We start from the raw sequence: 19,344 nt of genomic DNA, 5'->3' as shown, positions 1-19,344 counted from the left end.
ATGAATGAGCCTTAGTGTATCGCGATTATTGTGAATTTAGTCAGAAATTCAGCGCCTTAAAACTTTATGCGCGAACTTCTCCATCACCTAACACCACAAATTTTTCGGTCGTTAGTGACTCCACGCCCATCGGGCCGTAAGCATGTAATTTACTGGTTGAAATACCAATCTCTGCACCCAGACCAAGTTCACCACCGTCAGAAAAACGCGACGACGCATTGGCCATCACCACGGCTGAGTTAATGCTGCGAATAAATTGCTGCGCACGTGAATAATCCTGCGACACAATGACTTCGGTATGACCTGAACTATACAAGTCAATGTGGGCAATGGCCGCATCAAAATCATCAACGATTTTAATCGCGATTTCCAATGCCAGATATTCAGCATGCCAGTCTTCGTCTGTGGCGGCGGTGGCACCTTCAAAGTAACCGAGACTTTGTTCACAGGCGTGCACTTTAACCTGACGTTGCTTCAACAGTGCAGCTGCTTTAGGTAAAAACTCGGCGGCAATGTCTTTATGCACCAACATGGTTTCCAGTGCATTACAGGCGCTCACACGTTGCGCTTTACCATTATCTAAAATGTTCAGCGCTTTATTGATATCGGCGGCATCATCCACATACAAATGACATACACCTTTAAAATGCTGGATCACAGGAACCCGACTGTTTTCACTCACAAAGCGGATCAGGCCTTCACCACCACGCGGAATAATTAAATCCACATACTGATTTAAGGTCATCAGTTCGTTCATAATAGCGCGATCGGGGTCTGGCACCACTACCACCGCGTCCGGATTAATCTTATGTTCCTGCAAAGCCTGTTCTATGCACTTAGCTAAAGCCAGATTGGAATTAATCGCTTCTTTACCACCACGTAAGATCACCGCATTACCGGCTTTTAAACAAAGTGCTGCAGCGTCTATGGTTACATTTGGACGTGACTCATAAATCATAGCAATTACCCCCAGAGGGATACGCATCTTGCCAACTTCAATACCGCTTGGACGTCGTTCAATTTTGCTAATGCTGCCAACGGGATCAGACTGACCGGCAATTTCGTTAACAGCCTGGGCAATTTTTTCCAGCGCACTACGATCAAGACGCAGGCGATCAACCATGGCGGACGCTAAATTAGCCTGTTGTGCCGCGGAAATATCAAGTTGGTTTGCAGCTAAAATAGCATCTTCATGATGCAGAATGAGAGCAGCAATTCGGTTTAAAATTGAATTTTTTTCAGATGAAGTAAGTCGGGCAAGTTGTCTGGAGGCGATTTGCGCCTGATGCGCCTTATCTGCCATAGAAAAAGTCATAATATCCTCATTAAGTGTTACTCAAAGACCAATTAAAAACTGATCACACACTAACCGATATCGACCAAAATGAATCGAATCTGTTACCTAACAACATAGCATGGGGATGATTAAGCATTATTCAATGCCTGTTTATATAATTCCATCGCCTGTTGCGTCTGACCGGACATTTCTTTGGTTTTGGCTAGCAACAATAGATCATCACGATCGGCCTCAAGTCCCAGACGTTTTTGCAGAACTTTTTCTGCCAAAACAAAATTGTCGCTATAAAACGCCACACTGGCCAGAGCGCTTAATAACTTCAGATTGTTTTCATCTTTACGCAACCAACCTTCAAGTTGTTTGATCACCGCAGCAGGAGCTTTACAGCGAAGTTGGCTATACAAGGGCAGTAATTGTGGTTGTGGGTGATTCTGAAATTCCACTAGTGCAGCGGCAGCGTCATTGTGCATGCCCTGTCCAATAAGTTGTTTTACATAAGCGGCTTGCTGTGCATGATCTTTACGATCGGAGCGCGGTAGCGCTTGCCATACATTTTTCAGTTGAATGGCGCCTTGTTTGCTGGCGATTTCAGCAAATACGCCAAAGGAGCAGCGCTGCATCCACTGACTGTAACTTTCCATTCCCAGTATTTTTTTCCACCCCTTAAGACGATCTTTAAGCTCGTGCCAATTACCTTTAGCTGCCAGCCCTTCACACCAATATTGCGCAACAGTAGGATGTTGGCGATATTTCTCGGGTAAATGTTGCAACAGTTGCAATGCTTTATCGAATCGCTTTTCCTGCAAATGTAGCTGAATAAAATGCAATTTTGCTGCGAGCTCTGTTGCAGGATCAAGCAAGGCCTTTTCCCACAACTCGGTGGACGTTTGAGTCTGATTCAGTAACGCTGTGGCATCTGCTGCATGTAATAAATCCACACCATGCAACGACTGACTATTTAAGCGCGTGAAATATTTTTGGGCTTCCACCAAATGTTGCTCTTTTAACGCAATCATTCCGTTAATGTAAGCACTGTGACGACGACGTTCACGCCAGCGACTAACCAGATTAAGACTACCACCCAATCCTCTCCAGCCTTTCTTAAACAGCCACTCCGCCACCAAAAACAACACCATGGAACCGACAATTAGCGAGAGCAAAGTAACCACACTCATTTCTATGGTCCAGTTATCCAGTGCGATTAATACATAACCCTGCTGGTCGGTCAGCAGTCGCCCTGCGACCAAACCGGCAATTAACAACACAAAAAGCAGCAGCAGGCGGATCATAATGCTTGCTCTTGCTTAATTGCACCAGAAAGGCGCTGTTGTGTGAGTTCGCGCAAGGGCTGCGCAGCACTTAATTGCTGTGGGTACTGTCGATGAATATCGGTTTTGCTTAGCTCCAATAGTTGTTGTTCCACCTGACGCACAGCGGCAGAACTAAAATCGAAATACTGCTGTAAATTTACCAGGGCGGCCTGCACTGACTGCACAAAATAATCAGCTTTTTCCTGCTGCAATGCCCATTCGGCCTGCTGTAAATAATGCTTAAACTGTTGTTTAACCAGCCACTGCTCCTGTGCATTCATTAAGGGCTGCACCTTATCTACCCGCGGTTTAATGGTAATAAAGTTTTGTTTGAACTTTTCCCAGCTGCGACTCAGGTTCGCCTGCCAGTCATCCACCGAGTCACTTAGTTCACTCTGTTGAGCAGCATCCTCGGCTTTTGGCAATGCCACCATAGCAACCGGCAACGCTTCGGCGCGATTGCGTAAACTGGATAAATTTAAGACTAAACTGTCGAAAGGCACCGGGTTTATCAGTTGCAGAGTCTGAATATCATCATTTATGTTGGCGCGCACCGGCAACAAACTCGGATCGTCCAGTTCAGCCAAACGTACATCGGCAGCTTTCAACATGGCAATAGCTGTATCAGTATCGTGTTCCAGCCATAATTTACGGCCAGCCATTTTGACTAAATAATCCGCTTCAGCAATCACCCAGTCACTGGGACGTTGTCCCGACATCTGATTAAGATGCTGTGTATTGGCGGCAGATTGTTGCACCAATTGCTCAACCTGCTGTGTTAATTCACTATTCTGTGCATCTTGTTTATTTAACATTTGCTGACGCGCCAGCTCAATGGATTGCATTAATTCACGTTGCTGTTGGCTGAATTGATCCTGCTGTTGTTGTTGACGAGCCTGCTGCTGTGACCACCACCAGTAAGCACCTGCGGCCAGGGCAATCACAGCAATGAAATTAATTAAAACCAGTAGTTTAAGCCAGGCACTGGTGCCTTTATTGCCTTGAGGTATCGATTGGGACTGAGGCTTATTAATCTTAGGCGCGGGCTCTGGTTTAACCTCTGATTCAGGCGCAACTTTGGATTCAGAGGCAGCAGCCTGACTCTGTTTAACCTGTGATTCCAATTCTTTCAGCTTGTCCTGATCAGTATCCTGAGACATTTGCTGCTCCTCAAATTCTACAGCACATTTAATGACGGCTTCATCCGTCGCGTTATCACTGACGGTTATTTTTTTAACACCATGCTGTGACAGCATATCTGCAATACGCTGGCTAATACATATCCAGCTAACCGCGGTTAACCATGACGCCGGCCAGATCGAAAAAGCCTGTTCAACCTGTTCACCACTAGTAGCAATAATGCAATTAATCTGCTGTTTTTGCCACGATTTATCATCTGCCGCGGGGCTAAGATTTTCACGTTTATACAGCTCTGCCAGCTGCACCGTTGCACCACGCTCAGTCAGCTCCTGCTGCAAGGTTTGACGTCCGTTTTGACCTTTAACAATCAATACCTGCCGCTGGCTAACATCAATCAGTTCGGCCATTTCTAACAGGCCTTCACTGTCAAAACGTTTGGGCAGACGAACTTTAATGTCCGTATTCTGCAAACAATCAGCTGTGCTGCTGCCTACAGCGAAATAATTTAGTTGCTGCGGCCAGATATTCCCCTGCATGGCTTTGATGGCATATTCTGCGGCAAAGGTGCTGGTAAAAATCACGCAGCTTTTTTGTGGCAAGGATGTTAGTTGCTGAACAAAAACACTGAACTGACTACTATCTTCAACAATTTGCTGCAAAGGCTCAGCCACAACCGTTAAACCAGCCTGTTGCATAACATCCAGGGTTTTAATTACCTTGGGCTGTGGCTTTAACAGCAAAAACCGGGTCATAGATATGCTTCAGCCAGTAATTTATCTGCACCCTGCGCTAATAACTGCTCGGCAACGTCGATACCCATTTCTTCAGCCTGATCTGCGTGTGCAGTTTGCTGGGCTGTCACTATTTTTTCACCGTTAACCGAACCGACCAAACCACGTAAAAAAACGTTTTTGCCTTCAAGTATTGCAAAGCTGCCAATGGGCACCTGACAACCACCTTCAAGGCGTTTATTCAAGGCACGTTCGGCGCTGACACAGATTGCAGTTGGCACATGATGCAAAGGTGCCAGCAATCCAATTAATTCCTGATCATCATTACGGCATTCAATGCCGACGGCACCTTGTCCAACGGCAGGTAACGAAAATTCAGGCTCAATATAACAAGTAATCCTTGTTGGCATCCCAAGTCTTAATAAACCTGCTGAGGCCAGAATAATGGCATCGTATTGTCCATCGTCCAGCTTCCCTAAACGGGTATTCACGTTGCCGCGTAAATCTTTGATCGTCAGATCTGGACGGTGTTTTTTAAGTTGCACCTGGCGGCGTAAACTGGACGTGCCCACCACCGCACCTTGTGGCAAAGCATCGATTGAATCGTAGTTATTGGAAACAAAGGCATCACGCGGATCTTCACGCTCACATATGGCATGTAAACCAAAACCGTCAGGCAGCTCAACCGGAACATCTTTCATTGAATGCACAGCAATATCCGCACGGCCTTGTTGCATCGCCACTTCCAGTTCTTTAATAAACAACCCTTTACCACCGACTTTTGCCAGTGGTGAATCGAGAATTTGGTCACCTTTGGTGGTCATAGGAAGCAACTCAACCTGCAGTTGAGGGTGAGCTTGTTGCAGTGCATCTTTAACATAATTGGCCTGCCATAAAGCCAGTGCACTTTCGCGGGTAGCAATGCGGATCACACGCTGTGTCATGCTGTTTCCTGTCACAGAAAATTTCAAATAAGTGACTTAATCTTAACAGAAAAGCCACTGGTCAGGACAGTACAGGCTTGTGTGATTTTACTGCGGTTGATCAAAAACCGCAGGGTTAATTGCTGGCAGCATTTCAAAACCGGGACGCGCTATGTAATAACCTTGCATATAGACCACACCGGCTTGTTTTAAAAAGGCAAATTCCTGTTCAGTTTCCACCCCTTCGGCAAGTAACCGGATTTTCAGCTCACTGCACAAAGCGGCCATATGTTTAACAATGGATTGCTTAACCGGATTACTATCAATATCCCGTATTAATTCAATATCCAGTTTGAGCAGATCAGGGTGAAAGTTAGCCAGCAAGTTTAATCCGGAGTGCACTGAGCCAAAATCATCCAGCGCAGTAAGAAACCCCATTTGCTGATAGGCCTCTATGATATTTTTCAGGTGCGGCATATCCACAATGCGCTCATCTTCAATCAACTCAAACAGGATACGTTCAACCGGAAAATTGTATTCCTTTGCTGCTTTTAAGGTAGTGCGAATACACAACTCCGGTTTATACACCGCATTAGGCAAAAAATTGATACTGACAAAACAATCGATACCCAGTTGAGCTGCAAGTGAAATAGCCTTCACCCGACAGGTTTGATCAAACCGATAACGGTTAGACTCATTTACCTGACTAAGTATCGAATAGGCTGATTCACCTTTTACACCTCGAACCAAGGCTTCATAGGCAAAAACCGAACGGTTTTGAATATCGATAATTGGCTGAAATGCCATCGAAAAATCAAACCCCAGAGACTCTCCGTTGCGACATTGTTGACAACTTAGTTCTGAAAAATCACAGGGCTTTTGCATGTTTTACTCATTTTTAGAAAATGTTTTATCCACTATAGCGCAAAGCAAATTAACTAAAAACTTAACCAGGCTTTTTATTAAGCTTAAATAACAACAACATAGGTATGGCTATCAGGGTGACATACATCATCAGACGGAAATCCTGTAAATAGGCCATAACCGCCGCTTCGCGCGTTACCATATTATTCAATTGCTCCAATCCAGCCATGCTCGAGATATTCAGTGCACCGATTTCTGTCGCCTGAGTTAATGCCTGATTATCAATCGACATAAATCCTGCAAAGGCTGCATGATTAGCCTGAGTTTTCTGGGCAAAATAAGTCATCACCACGGAAATACCAATACTACTGCCAATGTTACGCATCAGACTAAACAGCGCCGTTCCTTCATTGCGGTACTTAGGATTTAACGTTGCAAAGGAAAGGGTGGACAGAGGCACAAAAATAAAACCTAAACCCAGACCCTGAACCACACCAGTACGAATAATGTCAGATGCAGTGCTATCTGCGGTAAACAAGGTCATCTCCCATAACGAAAAGCTGGTCAGGATCAGGCCCAGTAAAATGTTCCAGCGTACATCGACTTTGCCCGCCAGTTTACCGACCGTCATCATTGCAGCCATGGTGCCAAAGCCACGAGGCGCTAAAATCATGCCTACATCAATGACCGGATAACCCATCAGGTTTTGCATAAAGGGCGGAAGTAACGCCATGGTCGCCAACAGAATGATGCCCACCACAAATATAAATAACAGTCCGACACTAAAATTGCGGTCTTTAAAAATGCCCGGCTCAATAAAAGGGTTCTTTGAGGTGAACATATGCGCAATAAACAGATAAAAACACAGCGCAGCCAGCCCACATTCAATCACCACTTCCATACTATTAAACCAGTCAAGCGTGTGACCACGATCCAGCATCATCTGCAATGCACCAATTGCCAGACTCAACAAACCAAAACCCAGATAATCAAAGCGGCGGTTGTTATCGATCGGCGTTTCTTTTACATAGGCCATCAACCCAAACCAGGCCAGCAGACCAAATGGCAGATTGATATAAAACACCCAGCGCCAGTTGTAGTATTCCGTTAACCAGCCACCCAACGAAGGTCCAAGAATAGGGCCAAGCATCACGCCCACACCCCACATTGCCATCGCCGAGGCATGTTTTTCTTTTGGATAGGTATCGAGTAAAACCGACTGGGATAAGGGCACTAACGATGCGCCAAACACGCCTTGTAACAGACGAAAAATAACAATTTGCTCAAGGCTTTGCGCGGCACCACATAACATGGAGGTTAAGGTAAATCCGACCACCGACCATAAAAATAAACGCTTGCGCCCGAAACGTGCCGATAAAAAACCGGTCAGCGGCATACAGATCGCCGCCGCCACAATATAAGAAGTAAGTACCCAGGCAATCTGATCCTGAGTTGCGCCCATTGAACCCTGCATATGTGGCAACGCCACATTAGCTATGGTGGTATCGAGCGCCTGCATTATGGTGGTTAACATTACCGATAAGGTAATTAAGCCCCGGTGCTCGCCGCTTTTTTCCAGACCGGCAGCACCTGAAATGGTTTGCGTACTCATATTACAGGCTGTAACCAAACAGCTGACGCTTAAATCCTGTGTCTATTTGAGTAATTGCGCTTAATCCTGCGCGCAGCTTAGGTAAGTGAGTATTTGCTTTAATTTTGATTTTAACCGGCACACGCTGGGCAATTTTGACCCAGTTGCCTGTGGCGTTTTGTGCGGGCAATACCGAAAATTCCGCACTGGTTGCCGGGCTTAAACTTTCGACTGTGCCCTGCCAGATGTCATCCGGATAGGTATCGATATGAATAGTCACCTGTTGTCCGGGGCTAACATGGGTTAGGTCTGTTTCGGTATAATTGGCTTCAACCCATAAATAATCAGTCACCACTAAGGTCATCGAGGTTTGACCCGCATTAAGATATTGACCAGGTTTAGGAGGAATACGCACCATACCCGACATTGAGGCATGTACTTCAGTACGCGCTAAATCCAGTTTGGCTTCGTCCAGTTCAGCCAGAGCTGCCAGATAATTGGGATGTTGCTCAACGGGTAAGTCCACGCTACCACCTAAGCTCACCGCAATACGTTGTAAGTCTTTGTTGGCTGCTTCAAGTTTCAACTTCGCCAGTTCTGTATTTTGTTTTGCATCATCGAAATTTGCAGGTGAGATGTAATCCTTTTTCAGCAAACCTTCAATGCGGTTCTGTTCTTTGATCTGATAAGCATACTGACTTTTTGCCAGCGAAATTTCCGCCAGCTTTTCCTGATAACTGGCTTTTAATGCATCCAGATCTGTTGTTACCTGAGCAACATGTGATTGCGCTTTGTTTACCGCCACCTCAAATGGTTTTGCATCGAGTTTAAATAGCAGCTGGCCGGCGGCAACTTGCTGGTTTTCTTCCACCAATACTTGCCTGACCGTACCAGCTACCTCCGCGCTAACCTGTACTTTATCTGCTTTCACATAGGCATTATCCGTGTCCACATAGCGTCCGTCCCTGAGATAAATATATCCCGCAGCCAATAATCCAATGGCTGGCACAACCAGCATCAAAATCCAGCGTTTAACTGAGGATTTTTTTGCTGGTTGTTGACTTTGTGCTTGTTGTTCACCGCTCATTTAACCTAACACTCCACGCATTTAAATCTGATTGAGTTTCTGACGCGCATTGGTTAATGCGCTTATAAATTGCTCGGTTTGCTGACTATCGAGCTCGCTAAAGGCAAATGCCTTTATTTCTTCAGCCACTTGCTTTATTTGCGCTAGCTGTGGCTCAGCCTGGGGGGTGAGATAAATATCGTAAGCACGTCTGTCACTGGGATTGGCGCGGCGTTCCACCAGGCCTTGTTTTTGCAAACCGTCAATTAATCGCACTAACGTCATAGGTTGCAATTCCAGATAATCGGCTAAATCCACCTGACGCACACCTTCATGCCGCGATACAAACACCAGCGCTTTAGCCTGAGCCATTGTGAGATCACTGCCTTCCAGTTTTCGCTGAAACGCGCGTCGCATTAACCGGGAAACATCGGCGATTAAAAAGCCCAGAGAATTTTCATGCTCTTGCATATCATCTACACACCATATAATAAGTATACGTTATTATATTTATAAGTGATGACCAGTCAATGATCAAAAAAGTTCACAAAGAGAGTTAGGTGTCGCTGTTAACTACCGAAAAGTTATGACTGGCAACCACCCCATTATTGAGTACAACCTGTACTTGCCATTGCCCTGACCAGTCTGGACGAATACGTTTACTTGAATAGGTACGCCAGTAATCGCTGCCAATATTAAGTGATACTTCCGCCTTTAGCTCACCTTGATAAAACCAGCGATGAAGCAACTGCTGGCCTTTTAAGTTGCGGGTTTGATTATAAAAGTAAACAGTGACGATATCCTGACCAACCTCAACCTGATTGGCCAGGTCGTCAACAGGTTCTCGATTTACAATAGCTGAAGTAAGTTGAGTGCGGGGGATCTGACTTTGTGCAGAAGCTTGCAAAGAAAACAACATCAGTAAAATCATCAGTATATTTTTCATCGGGATCCCCTGATTAAAGTGTTATGACAAAACCTCAAGTAACCAATTACGGATAAACGCAATTTGCTGCTGACATAAACTATGCCCCATTGCATATTCCTGCCATTTAACCTGATAACCACTTTCAGACAGTGTTTGATAGGCTTTACGACCATATTCTAATGGCACAACATCATCCATACTGCCATGGCACATAAGTATAGGTGTGTTTTGATTGGCATTATGTTTTTGTGTGGATAGCATTTTAGGTTCAGCCATATAAGTGGATAACGCCAGCACACCCGCTAGTTTGTAGGGTAATCGCGGCGCCAGATGCAGGGTGATCACACCACCTTGAGAAAATCCAGCCAACACAATATTCTCAGCGGTGATACCTTGCGTTATTTGTTGTTCAATCAATTGCTGGATATGTGCGCTGGATTGCAATACCCCCTGAGCATCAGCACGACTTTCCAGTTGCAGCGACTTAATGTCGTACCAGGCGCGCATTTCGTAACCATTATTAATGGTTACGGGGCGCACGGGCGCGTTAGGGAAAATAAATTTAACGGCCAGCTCATTGGGTAAATTAAGTTCAGGCACAATAGGCGCGAACCCCTGACCTGAATCTCCCAGTCCATGTAGCCATATCACACAGTTTTTTGCAGGCAGCGCTGACTCTACCACTACGGCATCAAATTCGGTTTGTGACATATTACGCGCCCTGGCTTAAGGTGACAGCTTTGCCCGCTTGTTTGCTGGCGGCTTCATCCAGAAACGTCCAGAATTCAACACCGGTGCGCTCGTCAATCCATTGACCGTCCTGATAGTTAAAATGATGACCATTAAATTTGGTTGCTACCCACAACTGTAATAAGGGTGCCTGTTTATTCAGGATGATTTTACTGCCATTTTCAAAAATAAGCGTCAGGATGCCGCCTGCTGATTCATAATCAATATCAACCGGGCATTCATCTAACGATTCTTCAATCACCAGTAACAGGTCGTCGACCATTTGATGGTATTCGGATTCTTGCATTGTATAACCGTGCTGTTGTTCAGATAACCTAATGGTCAGGAAAATTAAAGCGCATAGCAAGCATTGTTGTGACTTTTAGGCTAAATATTCAAAAACAGGTGATTATGGTAACATCGCGCCAATTTTATTTTGGGTACAATGAAAATGAGTCAGGCACCGGGCAATTTGTTTATTTTGGCCGCCCCATCAGGCGGCGGGAAGTCCAGCTTAATTAAAGCCTTATTGGCAAAGTACAACGATGGCAGCATGCAGGTGTCGGTATCCACCACTACCCGCAATATGCGCCCCGGTGAACAAGATGGCGTGCATTATCACTTTGTTAGTAAAGATCAGTTTCAACAACAAATTGAAGCTGGAAACCTGTTTGAATGGGCAGAAGTATTCGGTAACTTTTATGGCACATCCAAAATTGTCATAGAGCAAACGCTGCAACAAGGTATCGATGTATTCCTTGATATTGACTGGCAGGGCGCCAGACAAGTCAAAAAAGCGTTACCACAAACCCATAGCATTTTTATCGCTCCTCCCTCGCAGGAAACGCTGCGTAAACGCCTGACCGGACGTGGTCAGGATTCCGAGGAAGTGATAGAACAGCGCATGGCCGCGGCCCGCTCAGAAATAGAACATTTTAACGAGTTTGATTACATTATTGTTAACGATGATTTTGAACAGGCGCTGAGTGAGCTGGAACATATCGTGCTGGCACAACGTTGTTTGCAAACCCAACAAAGTGCAAAACATCAGCAACTTTTTAAAAATTTATTGCAAAAATAACAGGCTACAAAGCCTTTAGGTTGCATTAATCTCTGGTATTAGAATTGATTACTGAGTAAACTATGCAACCTTTTTTCAACCACAAGACCCAGACGGAGATTTAAATGGCTCGAGTAACAGTTGAAACCGCTATTGATAAAATTGGTAATCGTTTTGATTTGATCCTGGTAGCTGCACGCCGCGCCCGTCAAATCGCAACTGAAGGTAAAGATCCTAAAGTGGATATGGGCAATGACAAGCCAACCGTGGTTGCACTGCGTGAAATCGAAGCCGGTCTGGTTAATGCTAAAACACTGGAACAGGACGAAATGGACGATCAACGCGTTCAGGATGAAGCGGATTTCAGTGCTGTAGCCAGCATTTTGTCAGAACAGCAGTAAGCTTCTCATATTTTCTGATCATTTCGTCTCTGCGAATTGAAAAAAACCGGTTGCCAGTGGCATATCTGCCGTTGGCAACACCCACAATTAAACGTATCCTTTAAAATATCGTCACTTACCGTTAGTTGTTGATTTGTGTATCTGTTTGAAGGCCTGAAAAACAAGATTAGTGAATACTTACCGCTGGAACAGGTTGCGGATGTGCAACGTGCTTTTCGTGTGGGTAAGGATGCACACGAAGGCCAGATGCGCAGCAGTGGTGATCCCTATATTACTCACCCGATTGCCGTCGCTGGCATTCTCGCGGATATGCGACTCGATTACGAAACGCTGGTTGCCGCAATACTGCATGACGTTATCGAAGACACCGAGCTGACTAAAAGCGATCTGGCCGAGCAGTTTGGCGAAACCGTAGCTGAACTGGTGGAAGGGGTATCTAAACTGGATAAACTGCAATTTGGCAGCCAGAAAGAAGCCCAGGTCGAAAACTTCCGCAAAATGATTATGGCCATGGTGCAGGATATTCGGGTGATCCTGATCAAACTGGCCGATCGCACCCATAACATGCGTACGTTGGGTGCATTACGTGCGGAAAAACGCCGCCGTATTGCGCTCGAAACGCTGGAAATTTATGCGCCAATTGCCCACCGCCTGGGTATTCATGACATCAAAAATGAACTGGAAGACTTAGGTTTTAAAGCCATGTATCCCATGCGTTATCGCGCATTAGGTGGTGCAGTAAAACAGGCGCGTGGTAACCGTAAAGAAATTATTGATAATATTTATCACGAAATTTGCAGCCGCCTCGAAGAAGTCAGTATTCAGGCCCATGTATCCGGTCGTGAAAAACACCTGTATTCCATCTATCGTAAAATGAAAAACAAAGAGCTGAATTTCCATGAAGTCATGGATATTTACGCCTTCAGGGTAGTAGTGGAATCAAATGACAATTGTTATCGTGCTTTAGGCGCCATGCATGGTCTGTACAAGCCAATCGAAGGTCGCTTTAAAGATTATGTCGCTATCCCACGCACCAATGGTTATCAATCGTTGCATACGTCACTGGTTGGCCCACACGGGATCCCGATTGAGATCCAAATCCGCACCGAAGAAATGGATCATATGGCTGACAAAGGTGTTGCCGCGCACTGGATGTATAAACAACCAGGTGAAGAAAAAGGCACCACAGCTCAGGTTCGTGCGCGTAAATGGATGAATACCATTATAGAATTACAGCAAAGCGCCAGTTCGTCAGTGGAATTTATCGAAAACGTTAAGTCTGAGCTATTCCCAGACGAAATTTATGTCTTCACCCCTGATGGCCGCATTATCGAATTACCCATGGGAGCCACGGCGGTCGATTTTGCTTATGCGGTGCATTCAGATGTAGGCAACTCCTGTGTTGGTGTTCGCGCCAACCGACGTCCCTGGTCGTTAAGTAAACCGCTTGAAACCGGGCAGTCGATTGAGATTATCACCTCACCACGCGCAAAACCCAACGCCAACTGGCTGAATTTTGTCGTGAGTGCCAAAGCCCGTTCCTATATTCGTCAGTATCTGAAAAAACAGCGCTCGGAAGAAGCGATTAACATGGGAACCCGTTTATTACGTCATGCACTTGGCAACACCAAACTGGAAACCATACCGCTCTGTGATATCGAACGGGTTGTTAAAGAGACCAAACACAACACCTTCAATGCGCTTTTGGCAGATATTGGCCTTGGTAACGAAATGAGCGCCATCATCGCACGCCGCCTGATTGGTGAAACCGAAGAAGAAATTTCAACCGGCGGACGTCGAGTTGCGATAAAAGGAACTGAGGGTTTGCTGGTGTCTTATGCCCGATGCTGTCATCCGGTGCCAGGCGATGAAGTTATTGCCCTGCTAAGCCCGGGTAAAGGCATGGTAATTCACCAAACCGGTTGTCGAAATATTGCACGCATTAGCCGTGAAGAACCCAATCGTCTGCTGGAAATGCACTGGGATAGTGATCCGGTGGGTGAATTTAAAGCCGCCCTGCGAGTTGAATTGATTAACCGACAAGGCACCTTAGCGCGCCTGACCAATGCTGTGGTTACCAGTGACTCGAATATTGTGTCGATGCAGACCGAAGAAAAAGAAAGCAACGTTTATTACATTGATATGGAACTGACTATCCATAACCGCATACATCTTGCCAACATTATGCGTAAGATTAGGGTAATGCCCGAAGTACAAAGAGTATCGCGTCATAGTCAGTCCCGCCCCAGCCACTAACCCAAGGAATTATCATGGCAAAAACTGTTATCAATACCGACAAAGCACCCAAGGCGATTGGTACTTATTCCCAAGCAGTAAAAAGTGGAAATACCGTATACTTATCCGGACAAATTCCTTTAGTACCGGAAACCATGGAAGTGATTTCACAGAACTTCGCCGAGCAAACTCATCAGGTGTTTAAAAATTTGCGCGCTGTCTGTGAAGCGGCCGGAGGCGGTTTAAATGACATGGCTAAGGTAAATATCTTTATGACTGACCTGAGTAATTTTGCCACGGTAAATGAAATTATGAGTCAGTATTTCGAGCAACCTTATCCAGCCCGGGCAGCCATTCAAATCAGCGCTTTACCTAAAGCCGTGCAAATTGAAATCGATGGCGTAATGGAGCTTTAATCATATTTATTTTGGCTGATTTCGCTGTAAGGTGAAATCAGCCTCACCTTTTCATGGTCTATCAGAACACATTACTCTGAATTAGGAATACCATGAAAAAACTCCTTGTTAGTCTGTTACTTATCCTTCCTTCTTTTTTCACATTGGCATTCGATCGCAGTGAGATCGCCAATAAGTCTGCAGAAGTCACCCCACTACTCAATGGTCAGACTCTGCCGGATATCACGGTTAAGAATTTGCAGAATGATACGCTACAACTCAAACAGCTGATCAGTAAAAAACCCACTATTATGGTGTTTTATCGCGGCGGTTGGTGTCCTTACTGTAATGCACAGCTGGCGGGTCTGAAAGAAATAGAATCTAAACTAACCGATCTGGGTTATCAGATTCTGGCCATATCACCTGATTCCCCTGAGCGCCTGAAAGCGCAACAAACCAAGCAGCAATTTAACCTGACGTTATTATCTGATTCCTCCTTGGATGCAATACGCAAAATGGGCATTGCCTTTTTGCTTGACGAAAAAACCTCTGAATATTATCGCGATAAAGTCGGTGTCGAATTTATGGATATAGAGGGCACCAGCCGTGTTGCTTTGCCTGTTCCCGCAGTTTACATCGTTGATCAGCAGGGTCTGGTGCAATTTAACTACGTAAATCCGAACTTCCGGGTGCGACTGCCAGCACAATTGTTATATGATGCAGCCAAGGTTTTAGCCGTACACTAATCATGGAATGCAATCACCAGCCCAAACTCCGCTTACCCAATTAAAAGGCGTTGGCAGTAAAGTTGCCGAAAAGCTTAAAAAGTTAGGGCTGGTTACAGTACAAGACCTGTTATTTCACCTACCCAATCGTTACGAAGATCGTACCCGTATTTATCCCATCGCGGATTTAATGCCGGGAATTCACGCCACGGTTGAAGCTGAGATTATGGCTGTGGATATCAGTTATGGTCGTAGCAGAATGCTGGTGGTGCGTGTTAGCGATGGCACCGGCACCATTAGTCTGCGTTTTTTCCACTTTACCGCTGCCCAGCGCAATAATCTGGAGATAGGTAAAACCGTACGTTGCTTTGGTGAAATTCGCGCAGGCAAATTCGGACTGGAGATGATGCACCCTGAATATAAATTGCATCAGTCCGACTCCGATGAAGAAATGGAAGAATCGCTAACGCCGGTTTATCCAACCACCGAAGGACTAAAACAAATTAGCCTGCGTAACCTGACCGAGCAGGCGCTGATATTTTTAAACAAACATGGCTTAACCGAGCTATTGCCAGAAGGCCTGTATAGCCAACAAATCAGCTTGCCTGATGCATTAAAGCTGGTACACCGGCCACCACCTGACGTGGCCCTTTCCAAGCTGGAAGAAGGCAAACATCCAGCCCAGCAACGATTGGTGATAGAAGAGTTGCTGGCGCATCATCTAAGCGTATTAAAAGTACGTCGGCAAAGTGATCAGCACCAGGCTGTTGCGATACCCGTTGCCAATGAATTTATCGGCCAGTTCCTTGATAACCTGCCGTTTAGTCCTACCGATGCACAAAAACGCGTGGTAACCGACATTCAGCGTGATATGCAAAATGCACGACCCATGATGCGGCTGGTACAAGGTGATGTTGGCTCCGGTAAAACATTAGTAGCTGCATTGGCTGCGCTGTCCACGCTGGCGCAGGGATATCAGGTTGCCCTGATGGCACCAACCGAACTGTTAGCCGAACAACACGCCAATAACTTTAATCAGTGGATGGAACCGCTGGGCATAAAACTGGGATGGCTGGCGGGCAAACTCAAAGGCAAAGCACGTCAGGCGGTGCTGGATGAATTGCAAAACGGCAAGATTCAAATGCTGGTCGGCACTCATGCTATTTTCCAGGAGCAGGTACAGTTTCATAATCTGGCACTGGTAATTGTCGATGAACAACACCGCTTTGGTGTACATCAACGGTTAGCATTACGTGAAAAAGGCCAGCAACAAGGTTATTACCCACACCAGTTAATTATGACTGCAACGCCTATTCCACGCACGCTGGCCATGACAGCCTATGCTGATTTGGACACGTCAATTATCGATGAACTGCCACCAGGCAGAACACCGGTTAAAACCGTAGTGGTACCCGATAGTCGTCGCGCTGAAATTATTGAAAGAGTCAGACAAGCCGCTACAACTGAAAAACGCCAGATCTACTGGGTTTGCACCCTGATTGAAGAATCGGAAGTACTGCAATGTCAGGCCGCAGAAGATACTGCAATTGCACTTAATACCGCCTTGCCCGAGTTAAAAGTAGGTCTGGTACATGGTCGTTTAAAACCGGCAGAAAAGCAACTGTTAATGCAACAATTTAAAGATGCAGAACTCGATCTACTGGTCGCCACAACCGTAATTGAAGTGGGCGTGGACGTACCCAATGCCAGTTTAATGATCATTGAAAATCCGGAGCGACTGGGACTGGCACAGTTACACCAGTTACGTGGACGGGTAGGGCGAGGTTCGGTAGAAAGCCATTGTGTACTAATGTATCAACATCCGTTGTCTAAAACAGCCAACAAACGCCTTGCAGTCTTACGTGAAAGTAACGACGGTTTTTACATCGCCCAACGCGATTTGGAAATTCGCGGACCGGGTGAACTGCTCGGAACCAAACAAACCGGACTAGCCGATTTAAAAATCGCCGATTTAGTGCGGGATGCCGAATTGATCCCGCAGGTAAACAGTATGGCTGAGCATTTGTGGCATCAGTACCCGTCGCATGCTCAGGCGATTATTAATCGCTGGCTGGCGCATCGCGAGGATTATGGAAATGCCTGATTTTCCATTACTCATTCCCGATAGCGCGTTGAAAGAACAAGGCCAGCAATTGGCACAGCGCTGGCAGCTATCTATACAAGATGATTTACAAAGAGGCCTGGCGTTATTATTGGATGGCAATGGCCTGAGTTTAAAGCAACTGGATGAACCTAAAACCGGAGCTGTACAGGTGGATTTTGCCAGTGATGCCATGAACTATCGCAGACAACATGGTGGTGGTAAAAAAGAAGCCGTGGCCAAAGCGGTGGGCATTAAAACATCTCAACGCCCGAGTATTTTGGATTGCACCGCGGGTTTAGGCCGTGACGCATTTGTCCTGGCCAGCCTGGGTTGTCAGGTTAAAATGATTGAACGCAGTAATGTGGTCGCCGCCTTACTCGACGACGGATTGCAGCGAGCAGCCAGTCATCCTGATTTAATGCATTGGTTGCCACAACATATGCAATTGTTAACCGGCACTGCGGTGATGGTTATGCAGCAATGGCAAGGTGATAATCCTGACGTAGTTTACCTTGACCCTATGTTTCCGCATCGTAAAAAAGCTGCACTGGTTAAAAAGGAAATGCGCCTGTTCCAGCAATTACTCGGGCCGGATGAAGATGCAGATGCTTTGCTACCACCCGCACTGGCATTAGCAGCAAAAAGAGTGGTAGTAAAACGTCCGGCTGGTGCACCTCACCTTAACCAACAAAAACCACAAATTGAGATGGCAGGCAAAGCTAATCGCTTTGATATTTACCTGATTAACCAATAAATAACAGCGTATCTTCGTCAAATTGGCCGTGATATGCTGATATTCTTTGTCGTTATTTCAGGATACAAAAATGCAAATTTCCGGAGAGTTTGATGTCAAACTCGCGCCAGTTGATAATTACGCAACAGGCCAGCATGGTATTAATCTTGGTCGCATGTCTATCGATAAAATCTTTCATGGCGACTTAAATGCCAGCAGTCAGGGCGAAATGTTAAGCGCGATGACCCGTGTTCAGGGCTCTGCCGGATATGTTGCAATAGAACAGGTAACAGGTTCACTTAACGGTAAAAAAGGCAGCTTTGTATTACAACATTTTGGCACGATGAATAAAGGTCAGGACAGATTAATACTTGAAGTCGTACCTGATTCTGCCACCGGAGAACTAACCGGATTAACGGGCAGCATGCAAATTGAACGTGCCGACGGTAAACATTTTTACCATTTCAACTACAAGCTTGATTAAACGTATTCACTCAGAAAACCAAGGAGTTTCCGATGATTTCAGTAGGCGATACATTACCCGATGTCACCTTTTCACTACGTGAAAATGATGACATAACTAATCCCACTACACGTGAATTATGCAACGGCAAAAAAGTACTGATATTTGCCGTGCCCGGTGCTTTTACCCCAACCTGCAGTAACGCGCATTTGCCAGGCTATGTCACATTAGCTGATAAATTTTTTGATAAAGGCATCGATCAGATTATTTGTGTCGCCGTTAACGACGCTTTTGTGATGCAGGCCTGGGGCAAACAGCAAAATGCTGACCATATCACTATGCTGGCTGACGGTGCAGGCGATTTTGCTAAAGCAATTGGTCTGGAAACTGACACAGGTGCGTTTGGTGGCATTCGCTCCAAACGATATGCCATGCTGGTTGAAAATAATATTGTGAAACAACTACAGGTTGAAAAACCAAAAAGCTTTGAAGTCAGTAGTGCGGAAAATATGCTGTCACTGATTTAAAAATTTACTTATTAAGACAACAAAAAACGGCCAATAGGCTAATGTCAGTCAGTTAAGCTGACTGGCATTTTTCTTTTTATGGGGATATCGATTTGTTTTCGGTTTTACCCATCTTGGATAAG

At 45.6% G+C, this 19,344-nt stretch carries 20 protein-coding genes; 9 read left to right on the top strand and 11 right to left on the bottom strand.

Annotation, left to right across the window (positions count from 1 at the left end; translation table 11 throughout):
* Window positions 1-64: 64 nt before the first annotated feature.
* The 11 genes from H8B19_RS11420 to cyaY all read right to left on the bottom strand — a co-directional run bounded on the left by H8B19_RS11420 (window position 65) and on the right by cyaY (window position 10,886).
* Complete coding sequence (locus H8B19_RS11420; protein ID WP_186507020.1) at window positions 65-1,315, bottom strand: glutamate-5-semialdehyde dehydrogenase; 1,251 nt, start codon at window positions 1,313-1,315, stop codon at window positions 65-67.
* A gap of 110 nt (window positions 1,316-1,425) precedes the next feature.
* Window positions 1,426-2,586 (bottom strand): heme biosynthesis HemY N-terminal domain-containing protein, encoded by a 1,161-nt coding sequence (locus H8B19_RS11415; RefSeq protein WP_186507019.1) that lies wholly within the window; start codon window positions 2,584-2,586, stop codon window positions 1,426-1,428.
* Window positions 2,583-4,499, bottom strand: coding sequence for a uroporphyrinogen-III C-methyltransferase (locus H8B19_RS11410; RefSeq protein WP_186507018.1), 1,917 nt, complete (start codon window positions 4,497-4,499; stop codon window positions 2,583-2,585). Before H8B19_RS11410 ends, H8B19_RS11415 begins: the two co-directional genes overlap by 4 nt.
* Window positions 4,496-5,422: a hydroxymethylbilane synthase gene (hemC, locus tag H8B19_RS11405; protein ID WP_186507017.1), complete on the bottom strand. Its 927-nt coding sequence runs from the start codon at window positions 5,420-5,422 to the stop codon at window positions 4,496-4,498. The genes H8B19_RS11410 and hemC overlap by 4 nt, the downstream gene beginning before the upstream one ends.
* An 87-nt stretch (window positions 5,423-5,509) precedes the next feature.
* Window positions 5,510-6,286 carry an EAL domain-containing protein gene (locus tag H8B19_RS11400; protein ID WP_186507016.1) on the bottom strand — a complete coding sequence of 259 codons (777 nt, stop codon included), beginning with the start codon at window positions 6,284-6,286 and terminating at the stop codon, window positions 5,510-5,512.
* Window positions 6,287-6,347: 61 nt separating this feature from the next.
* A complete protein-coding gene (locus H8B19_RS11395) occupies window positions 6,348-7,877 on the bottom strand; it encodes a DHA2 family efflux MFS transporter permease subunit (protein ID WP_186507015.1) in 1,530 nt (509 codons plus the stop codon).
* Window position 7,878: 1 nt separating this feature from the next.
* A complete protein-coding gene (locus tag H8B19_RS11390) occupies window positions 7,879-8,943 on the bottom strand; it encodes an HlyD family secretion protein (RefSeq protein WP_186507014.1) in 1,065 nt (354 codons plus the stop codon).
* Window positions 8,944-8,964: 21 nt separating this feature from the next.
* Window positions 8,965-9,393, bottom strand: coding sequence for a MarR family winged helix-turn-helix transcriptional regulator (locus H8B19_RS11385; RefSeq protein WP_186507013.1), 429 nt, complete (start codon window positions 9,391-9,393; stop codon window positions 8,965-8,967).
* 85 nt (window positions 9,394-9,478) lie between these two features.
* On the bottom strand, window positions 9,479-9,868 hold the full coding sequence (locus H8B19_RS11380; protein ID WP_186507012.1) for a DUF2914 domain-containing protein: 390 nt from the start codon (window positions 9,866-9,868) through the stop codon (window positions 9,479-9,481).
* A 21-nt stretch (window positions 9,869-9,889) separates the two neighbouring features.
* Window positions 9,890-10,561 (bottom strand): alpha/beta hydrolase, encoded by a 672-nt coding sequence (locus H8B19_RS11375; RefSeq protein ID WP_186507011.1) that lies wholly within the window; start codon window positions 10,559-10,561, stop codon window positions 9,890-9,892.
* Window position 10,562: 1 nt separating this feature from the next.
* Window positions 10,563-10,886: an iron donor protein CyaY gene (gene cyaY, locus H8B19_RS11370; RefSeq protein WP_186507010.1), complete on the bottom strand. Its 324-nt coding sequence runs from the start codon at window positions 10,884-10,886 to the stop codon at window positions 10,563-10,565.
* 138 nt (window positions 10,887-11,024) lie between these two features.
* Here cyaY and gmk point away from each other — a divergent pair, with 138 nt between their 5' ends.
* The 9 genes from gmk to H8B19_RS11325 all read left to right on the top strand — a co-directional run bounded on the left by gmk (window position 11,025) and on the right by H8B19_RS11325 (window position 19,222).
* A complete protein-coding gene (gene gmk / locus H8B19_RS11365) occupies window positions 11,025-11,660 on the top strand; it encodes a guanylate kinase (protein ID WP_422121157.1) in 636 nt (211 codons plus the stop codon).
* Between the two features lie 104 nt (window positions 11,661-11,764).
* A complete protein-coding gene (gene rpoZ, locus H8B19_RS11360) occupies window positions 11,765-12,040 on the top strand; it encodes a DNA-directed RNA polymerase subunit omega (protein WP_186507008.1) in 276 nt (91 codons plus the stop codon).
* Between the two features lie 135 nt (window positions 12,041-12,175).
* Entirely contained in the window at window positions 12,176-14,296 is a 2,121-nt protein-coding gene (spoT, locus tag H8B19_RS11355; protein WP_186507007.1) for a bifunctional GTP diphosphokinase/guanosine-3',5'-bis pyrophosphate 3'-pyrophosphohydrolase, read from the top strand.
* A gap of 14 nt (window positions 14,297-14,310) precedes the next feature.
* Window positions 14,311-14,691 (top strand): RidA family protein, encoded by a 381-nt coding sequence (locus H8B19_RS11350; RefSeq protein ID WP_186507006.1) that lies wholly within the window; start codon window positions 14,311-14,313, stop codon window positions 14,689-14,691.
* 92 nt (window positions 14,692-14,783) lie between these two features.
* Window positions 14,784-15,416, top strand: coding sequence for a peroxiredoxin-like family protein (locus H8B19_RS11345; RefSeq protein WP_186507005.1), 633 nt, complete (start codon window positions 14,784-14,786; stop codon window positions 15,414-15,416).
* 7 nt (window positions 15,417-15,423) lie between these two features.
* Window positions 15,424-17,499 carry an ATP-dependent DNA helicase RecG gene (recG, locus tag H8B19_RS11340; RefSeq protein WP_186507004.1) on the top strand — a complete coding sequence of 692 codons (2,076 nt, stop codon included), beginning with the start codon at window positions 15,424-15,426 and terminating at the stop codon, window positions 17,497-17,499.
* Complete coding sequence (locus H8B19_RS11335; RefSeq protein WP_241737587.1) at window positions 17,492-18,253, top strand: class I SAM-dependent methyltransferase; 762 nt, start codon at window positions 17,492-17,494, stop codon at window positions 18,251-18,253. Before recG ends, H8B19_RS11335 begins: the two co-directional genes overlap by 8 nt.
* A 70-nt stretch (window positions 18,254-18,323) precedes the next feature.
* Window positions 18,324-18,716, top strand: coding sequence for a DUF3224 domain-containing protein (locus H8B19_RS11330; protein ID WP_186507002.1), 393 nt, complete (start codon window positions 18,324-18,326; stop codon window positions 18,714-18,716).
* A gap of 32 nt (window positions 18,717-18,748) precedes the next feature.
* Entirely contained in the window at window positions 18,749-19,222 is a 474-nt protein-coding gene (locus H8B19_RS11325; protein WP_186507001.1) for a peroxiredoxin, read from the top strand.
* The last annotated feature ends 122 nt before the right edge of the window (window positions 19,223-19,344 follow it).

This window comes from Neptunicella marina (genome assembly GCF_014270035.1).
Taxonomy (GTDB): Bacteria; Pseudomonadota; Gammaproteobacteria; order Enterobacterales; family Alteromonadaceae; genus Neptunicella; species Neptunicella marina.
This window is presented reverse-complemented; position numbering and strand designations above follow the sequence as displayed.